Source organism: Actinoplanes sp. NPDC024001 (assembly GCF_040638955.1).
GTDB lineage: Bacteria > Actinomycetota > Actinomycetes > Mycobacteriales > Micromonosporaceae > Actinoplanes.
Map to the genome: position 1 here is coordinate 89,163 of NZ_JBEZZB010000014.1, position 6,471 is coordinate 95,633.

The following is a 6,471-nucleotide window of genomic DNA, read 5'->3' on the forward strand; positions in this document are numbered from 1 at the left end:
ATGATCTTCCGGAATCGCACCGAGGCCGGCCGCGCGCTGGCCGACCGGCTCGCGCAGGAGGTCACCGGGGCCGGCCGGGATCGTTCCCTGGTGCTGGCTCTGCCGCGCGGCGGTCTGCCGGTCGCCGCCCCGGTCGCCGAGCGGATCGGCGGTGACCTCGACATCGTGGTGGCCCGCAAGATCGGCGCGCCCGGCCATCCGGAGTTCGGTGTCGGCGCCGTGGCCGAGGACGGCCCGCCCGTCTTCGACCGGCAGAACCTGCGCTACGCCGGGATCACCGAGCAGGACGTCGCCGGCATCCTGGCCGAGGAGCGCGCCGAGCTGGGACGCCGGATCCGGCGCTACCGCGGGGAGCGGCCCGCGCCGGCGGTGCGCGGCCGGGAGGTCGTGCTGATCGACGACGGCCTGGCCACCGGGGTGACCGCGCACGCCGCCCTGCGCTGGGTGCGCGAGCACGAACCGGAGCGGCTGATCCTGGCCGCGCCGGTCTGCGCGCCGCAGGCCCGGGACGCGCTGGCGCCCGAGGCCGACGTGGTCGTCTGCCTCTCCGCCCCCGACCAGTTCCTCGCCGTCGGCCGCTGGTACGAGGACTTCACCCAGCTCACCGACGAGGACGTGGACGAGGTCCTGGCCCGGTTCCACCCGGCCGGGGTCTAATTCATCATGTGTTGAGATTGGCACTTGTGCGTGCCCGGGAAACTCATCTAGCGTTGAGTTCAACACTTGATGAGTTTCTGGGGAGGAACGATGGATACCGCGATCGAGGTCTCCGGCCTCGTCGTCAAACGCGGGAAGCGGCTCGTGCTCGACGGCTTCTCCTGCGTCATCCCGCGCGGCAGCGTCACCGGCCTGCTCGGGCCCAGCGGCAGCGGCAAGACCACGCTGATGCGAGCGATCGTCGGCGTGCAGATCGTCGAGTCCGGCACGGTGACCGTCCTCGGCCACCCCGCCGGGTCCGCGCCGCTGCGCAGCAAGATCGGTTACCTGACGCAGGCGCCGAGTGTCTACGCCGACCTGACGGTCCGGGAGAACGCGCGCTATTTCGCCAGCCTCTACCGGCTCAAGGCCGCGGTGGCCGACGAGGCGATCGAGGCGGTCGGGCTGACCGGCGCGGCCGGCCAGCTGGTGGCCAACCTCTCCGGCGGGCAGCGCAGCCGCGCCTCGCTGGCCTGCGCGATCGTCGGCCGGCCCGAGGTGCTCGTCCTCGACGAGCCGACCGTCGGGCAGGACCCGGTGCTGCGCGACGAGCTGTGGGACCACTTCCGCCGGCTCGCCGCGGACGGCGCCACCGTGCTCGTCTCCAGCCACGTGATGGACGAGGCGAACCGGTGTGACCGGCTGCTGCTGATCCGCGAGGGCGCGCTGATCGCCGACGACACGCCGGCGGCGGTCAAGACCTCGGCCGGCACCGACGACCTGGACCAGGCGTTCCTGCGACTGATCAAGCGACAGGCGGTGGCGGCATGATCCTGACGAGCACGATCAGGCGGATCCTCACCCAGCTGCGGCACGACCCCCGCACCATTGCGCTGATCATCGTGGTGCCGACGCTGCTGATCACCCTGATCTACTTCATGTACGACGAGCAGCCCCGCATCTTCGACCGGATCGCGCTGACCATGCTCGGCGTCTTCCCGTTCATCGTCATGTTCCTGATCACCAGCATCGCCATGCTGCGCGAGCGCACCACCGGCACCCTGGAGCGGCTGTTCACCACCCCGGTCGGCAAACTCGACCTGCTCTTCGGCTACGGGGTGGCGTTCGGCCTGGCCGCGGCGGCGCAGGCCACCGTGGCGGCCGCTTTCGCCTACTGGGTGCTCGACATGACGACGGCCGGCAGCGTCGGCCTGGTGATCCTGATCGCCGTGGCCAACGCCGTGCTCGGGGTGGCCCTCGGCCTGCTGTGCAGCGCCTTCGCCCGCACCGAGTTCCAGGCCGTGCAGTTCATGCCGCTCGTGGTGGCGCCGCAACTGCTGCTGTGCGGGCTGTTCGTGCCCCGCGCCGCGATGGCCGGCTGGCTGCAGGCGATCAGCGACGTGCTGCCGATGTCCTACTCGGTGGAGGCGCTGACCGAGGTGGGCGCGCACGCGGAGCCGACCGGCATCATGTGGCGAGACCTCACCGTCGTCGTGGGGGCGATCGTGGTGGCGCTCATCCTGGGCGCGGCCACCCTGCGCCGCCGGACGGCCTGAACCGAACCCCCGTACCGGGAAAAGGGAGAACGATGGTGCGACGGACCGGACGCCGGCCCGGAAACCCGGACACGCGCGAAGCGATCCTCATCGCCGCGCGGAGCGCGTTCGCCGAGAAGGGATACGACGGCGCCTCGATCCGTGCCATCGCGACCGGCGCCGGGGTCGACCCGGCGCTGGTCCATCACTACTTCGGCACCAAGGACAAGCTGTTCCTGGCCACCATGAACTCGCCGATGGACCCGCTCGACGTGATCGAGGAGGCGGCGAACGGCAGCCGGGACGAGATCGGCATCCGGTTCGTCCGCACGTTCCTGCACATCTGGGACGGTCCGGGTGGCAAGGCCGGGGTGGCGCTGCTGCGTTCGGCGGTCGGCAACGAGTGGGCCACCAAGCTGTTCCGCGAGTTCATCGTCACCCAGATCCTGCGGCGGGCGGTGGCGAAACTCGGCCTCGACCCGGCGGAGGGGGAGCTGCGGGTCGTCCTGGCGGCCAGCCAGATGGCCGGCATGGCGATGACCCGCTACGTGATCAAGGTGGAGCCGATCGCGTCCGCGCCGGCCGAGGCCCTGGTCGCCGCGCTCGGCCCGACCGTGCAGCGCTACCTCACCGAGGATCTTCCGGGAGTGTTCCCCGAGGCATGAAACATGGTCTTGCGGGGCAAGCTGCGCTTCGTGCGACGTGCGATATTGCTGGTGCCGGCTCTGCTGCTGGCCGGTTGCGCATCCGTCGAGGAGCGGGCCTCGGCCGCTGCGGAGACCGCGACCGGGTTCCTGCGGGCGGTCGCCGACGGTGACGGCTCGGCCGCCTGCGGCGCGCTGGCCCCGGAGACCGAGTCCGAGATCGACGCGCCCTGCGCGGAGAGCATTCTGAGCGAGGCGCTTCCGGCGCCGTCGCCGGTCACCGAGACCGAGGTGTACGGCCAGCGCGCGCTGGTCCGGATGAACGGGGAGACCGTCTTCCTCGCCGTGTTCCCGGACGGCTGGCGGGTCGTGGCCGCAGGCTGCACCCCGCGCGGTGAGCGTCCCTACGACTGCGTCATCCAGGGCGGGTGACCCGATGCGCTTCCAGTACCTGCTGCTCCTGCTCGTGGTGACGGCCGGCCTGGTGTACTTCGCCACGCTGGGGGTGCTGCACCGATGAGAAGGTTCGTCCGGGAGAACTCGCTCGGTCTCGTCTTCGGGACCCTCTTCCTGATCGTGCTGGTCGGGCAGGCCTTCGCCGGGCACGCCGACTTCAACCACCGGCAGATCGCCTCCGGGATGGAGCCGATCCCCCTCGGCCGCTACCTCACCTCGGCGTCCTTCGCGGCCGACGTTGCGGAGAACTGGCAGTCCGAGTACCTGCAGTTCTTCCTCTACATCTTCCTGACCGTCTGGCTGGTCCAGAAGGGCTCGCCGGAGTCCAAGAAGCTCGGCGAGGAGGGTCTGGAGTCCGACGAGAAACAGAAGGTCGGCCGGTACGCCACCGAGGACTCGCCGAGCTGGGCGCGGGCCGGCGGGATGCGCCGGGCGCTGCTGTCCAACTCGCTCGGTCTGGTGATGGGCCTGCTCTTCCTCGGGTCCTGGCTCACCCAGTCGATCGCCGGGATGGCCGCCTTCAACGAGGAGCAGCTGCGCGACCTGCAGGACCCGGTCTCCTGGGCGGCCTACCTGACCGAGCCGGACTTCTGGAACCGCACCCTGCAGAACTGGCAGTCCGAGTTGCTCGCCGTCGCGTCGATGGTGATCCTCTCGATCTACCTGCGGCAGCGGGGCTCCCCGGAGTCCAAACCGGTGGGCAGCGCGCACGACTCCACCGGCGTCGAGGGCTGACGATCAGGTGTACTGCGCGCCGAGACTCACCAGGTAGGAGTCGACCTGGTCGCGCAGCGCGTCGGGCAGCTCGTCGAAGTGCAGGCCGATCTCGATCGCGTCGTCGCGGACCAGCCGGCGTACCACCCGGGCGTCGACCGTCCCGCGGAAGCCGTCGAACGCGCAGTCCGCGCGCACCGCGTCGTTGACCATCAGCGCCGTGCCGGGCGGAACCGTGCAGCCGAGACCGTCGGCGCTCAGATCCGTCATCCGTGCGCTGATCGTCTGGCCGGAGGCCGTCTGCAACGTCGCCGAGCCCTGCACCGGGATCCGGTCGTGACGGCGGCGCTCCAGGCGCTCGGCCACGTCGGACAGGTCGCCGATCTGGTGCATCGTGGCGTCCACGCTCTGATGCAGCTGCATCACGATGCCGTGCTGCTGGTCGGCGATCCCTCCGAGCTGGCGCAGGGCGTCCTCGATGTCGCCGACGTCGCGGATGATCGCGTTCAGCGTCCCGCCCATCTGCGCGACGTCCGCCTCCAGGGTCGCGATCGTGCTGGTGATCTGCTCGGTGGAGTCGGCCGTCGTGTCGGCCAGGCTCTTCACCTCGTCGGCGACCACGGCGAACCCGCTGCCGGCGGCGCCGGCCCGGACCGCCTCGATGGTGGCGTTCAGCGCGAGCAGCCGGGTCTGCGAGGCGATCCCGGAGATCACACTGGCGATCCCGGCGACCTGGCGCAGGCTGGCGTTCAGCGCGGTGGCCGCCTCGTCGGCGCTGTGCGCACGCTGGACCAGGGCTTCCGCGGCGTCGTTGGTGTGCGTCACCCGCTCGTGCGTGGCGGTCGCCGCGTTGCGGGCCGCGTCCACCTGGAGCACCACGTCCTCCAGCTTGCCGCCGATCACCGCGGCGGTGCTGTCGATCGCCTCCTTGGCGCGGCGGCGCAGGCGGTGGTTGAGCTGGCGCTGCTCCACCTGGGCGGCCTCGGCCCGGGCGTCCCGGTCGGCGCGCAGCCGCTCCAGCTCGGCGTCACGCTCGCTCAGCGCCGCGGTGAGGGCGGCGATCTCCCGCTGGGCTTTCGCGTCCCCGGCAGCGGCGAGCCGGCGGCTCCGCAGGATCAGCCAGACGCCGATCGCCAGCACGAGCACCGAGACCGCGAGGAGGGCCCACACCACGGTCCCCCTCCCCTCCCGGCGCATTGTGGGTGAAGCCGACGCTACCGCGCCGGGGTGTCCCGCGTACGCCGTTCGGCCCGCCCCGCCGATCACCGGCGGGACGGGCCGCGACGTCACTCCTTGAGCAGCGCGTCGATCTGGCCCTGGGCCTGGCGCATGCCCTCCTCCATGCCCATCGCGGCCATCCGCTCCAGCTGCTCGGCGCTGACGAACGTGGAGACGGTGGTCATCCGCGTCCGGCCGCCGGCGGCCTCCAGGGTGACCACGCCGTGGGTGGTGTCCTTCACGTCGACCGGCTCACCCTTGTCGTCGGCGAACCCGTCGTCGAACTCCAGCCGGTGCGGCGCGTCGACCGCGGTGATCGTCCACCAGCCGTGCGCCCTCTCCCCGTCCGGGCCGGTCATGAAGTAGCGCACCTGGCCGCCGGGCTCGAACTCGTAGCGCTCGAAGGTGGCCGGCCAGGTCGGCGGGCCCCACCAGCGCTCCAGCTTGCGCGGGTCGGCCCAGACCTGCCAGACCCGGTCCACCGGGGCGTCGAACTCCGCCACGAAGGTCAGCGTCAGTTTCTCCACGTCCTTGGTCGAACTGATGACGGTCATCTCTCACTCCTCGTCCAGGATGGCGGTGATCCGGTCGGCCCGTTGCCGCCAGATCTCCGCATAGGCGTCGAGCAGCAGCGACACCCGCCGCAGCGTCTCGACCTCGCCGTTGACGATCTGCTCCCGGCCGCGCCGGGTCTTGCTGACCAGGGCGGCCCGCTCCAGCACCGCGACGTGCTTCTGCACCGCCGCGAAGCTCATCGGATAGAGCCGCGCCAGCTCCGACACGGACTGCCCGGCCCGGATCACCCGGATCAGGATGTCCCGCCGGGTCGCATCCGCCAGAGCGTGGAACACCCGATCCGTGTCCGCGCCAGAAAGCGAACCTACAACCATGTGGTTGTACGTTAGTGGCGACCGCGGAACCTTGCAACCCCTTCGATACCGTCCGGGTGACCCGGATTCCTCGCGGACGGCAGACCCCCGCCGATAGGCGGTGCACTCGCCGACAGCAAGGAGCCCGCCATGACGATCAGCATCGGTACGTCGACCCCGTCCACGGTCCGCGACACCCACGCCGCCTGGCTGCGCCGCCGTGAGGACAGCACCGCGTACCCGTGGAAGGCGCTCCTCACCGCCGAAGCCGACCGCGCCGAGCCCCTCCCCGCCGACCAGCCCGCCTAGCTGTACTGACCCGAGAGGTTGGGGATGCGGCTGGCGGGTGGTAGGCCGTTGAGCGCGGTGTGTCCGCGATGGTGATTGTAGGTATGGAGC

At 71.0% G+C, this 6,471-nt stretch carries 10 protein-coding genes; 7 read left to right on the forward strand and 3 right to left on the reverse strand.

Annotated elements, in window-relative coordinates:
• The 6 genes from AB0F81_RS08205 (at nucleotide 1) to AB0F81_RS08230 (ending at nucleotide 4,006) form a co-directional block, all read left to right on the forward strand.
• Nucleotides 1–657, forward strand: coding sequence for a phosphoribosyltransferase family protein (locus AB0F81_RS08205; protein WP_360192901.1), 657 nt, complete (start codon nucleotides 1–3; stop codon nucleotides 655–657).
• A 90-nt stretch (nucleotides 658–747) separates the two neighbouring features.
• Nucleotides 748–1,467, forward strand: a complete 720-nt coding sequence (locus tag AB0F81_RS08210; protein WP_360192903.1) for an ABC transporter ATP-binding protein — start codon at nucleotides 748–750, stop codon at nucleotides 1,465–1,467.
• Nucleotides 1,464–2,192, forward strand: coding sequence for an ABC transporter permease (locus AB0F81_RS08215; RefSeq protein ID WP_360192906.1), 729 nt, complete (start codon nucleotides 1,464–1,466; stop codon nucleotides 2,190–2,192). Before AB0F81_RS08210 ends, AB0F81_RS08215 begins: the two co-directional genes overlap by 4 nt.
• Nucleotides 2,193–2,224: 32 nt before the next feature.
• Complete coding sequence (locus AB0F81_RS08220; protein ID WP_360192909.1) at nucleotides 2,225–2,836, forward strand: TetR family transcriptional regulator; 612 nt, start codon at nucleotides 2,225–2,227, stop codon at nucleotides 2,834–2,836.
• 30 nt (nucleotides 2,837–2,866) lie between these two features.
• Nucleotides 2,867–3,247 carry a hypothetical protein gene (locus tag AB0F81_RS08225; RefSeq protein WP_360192912.1) on the forward strand — a complete coding sequence of 127 codons (381 nt, stop codon included), beginning with the start codon at nucleotides 2,867–2,869 and terminating at the stop codon, nucleotides 3,245–3,247.
• An 84-nt stretch (nucleotides 3,248–3,331) separates the two neighbouring features.
• Nucleotides 3,332–4,006 carry a DUF6766 family protein gene (locus tag AB0F81_RS08230; protein ID WP_360192915.1) on the forward strand — a complete coding sequence of 225 codons (675 nt, stop codon included), beginning with the start codon at nucleotides 3,332–3,334 and terminating at the stop codon, nucleotides 4,004–4,006.
• Nucleotides 4,007–4,009: 3 nt separating this feature from the next.
• On the opposite strand, the gene AB0F81_RS08235 is transcribed toward AB0F81_RS08230, so the two are convergent.
• From AB0F81_RS08235 to AB0F81_RS08245, 3 genes are all read right to left on the reverse strand, one after another.
• Nucleotides 4,010–5,158, reverse strand: coding sequence for a methyl-accepting chemotaxis protein (locus AB0F81_RS08235; protein ID WP_360192918.1), 1,149 nt, complete (start codon nucleotides 5,156–5,158; stop codon nucleotides 4,010–4,012).
• A 113-nt stretch (nucleotides 5,159–5,271) separates the two neighbouring features.
• Nucleotides 5,272–5,757, reverse strand: coding sequence for an SRPBCC domain-containing protein (locus AB0F81_RS08240; RefSeq protein ID WP_360192921.1), 486 nt, complete (start codon nucleotides 5,755–5,757; stop codon nucleotides 5,272–5,274).
• Nucleotides 5,758–5,760: 3 nt separating this feature from the next.
• A complete protein-coding gene (locus AB0F81_RS08245; RefSeq protein ID WP_360192924.1) occupies nucleotides 5,761–6,054 on the reverse strand; it encodes a helix-turn-helix domain-containing protein in 294 nt (97 codons plus the stop codon).
• Between the two features lie 168 nt (nucleotides 6,055–6,222).
• On the opposite strand from AB0F81_RS08245, the gene AB0F81_RS08250 reads away from it, so the two are divergent.
• A complete protein-coding gene (locus AB0F81_RS08250; protein WP_360192927.1) occupies nucleotides 6,223–6,381 on the forward strand; it encodes a hypothetical protein in 159 nt (52 codons plus the stop codon).
• The last annotated feature ends 90 nt before the right edge of the window (nucleotides 6,382–6,471 follow it).

What these genes read in the sequence shown, in the direction of transcription:
- AB0F81_RS08205 (WP_360192901.1), top strand. Translation starts at nt 1, where the DNA reads ATGATCTTCCGGAATCGCACCGAGGCCGGCCGCGCGCTGGCCGACCGG.
- AB0F81_RS08210 (WP_360192903.1), top strand. Translation starts at nt 748, where the DNA reads ATGGATACCGCGATCGAGGTCTCCGGCCTCGTCGTCAAACGCGGGAAG.
- AB0F81_RS08215 (WP_360192906.1), top strand. Translation starts at nt 1,464, where the DNA reads ATGATCCTGACGAGCACGATCAGGCGGATCCTCACCCAGCTGCGGCAC.
- AB0F81_RS08220 (WP_360192909.1), top strand. Translation starts at nt 2,225, where the DNA reads ATGGTGCGACGGACCGGACGCCGGCCCGGAAACCCGGACACGCGCGAA.
- AB0F81_RS08230 (WP_360192915.1), top strand. Translation starts at nt 3,332, where the DNA reads ATGAGAAGGTTCGTCCGGGAGAACTCGCTCGGTCTCGTCTTCGGGACC.
- AB0F81_RS08240 (WP_360192921.1), bottom strand. Translation starts at nt 5,757, where the DNA reads ATGACCGTCATCAGTTCGACCAAGGACGTGGAGAAACTGACGCTGACC.
- AB0F81_RS08250 (WP_360192927.1), top strand. Translation starts at nt 6,223, where the DNA reads ATGACGATCAGCATCGGTACGTCGACCCCGTCCACGGTCCGCGACACC.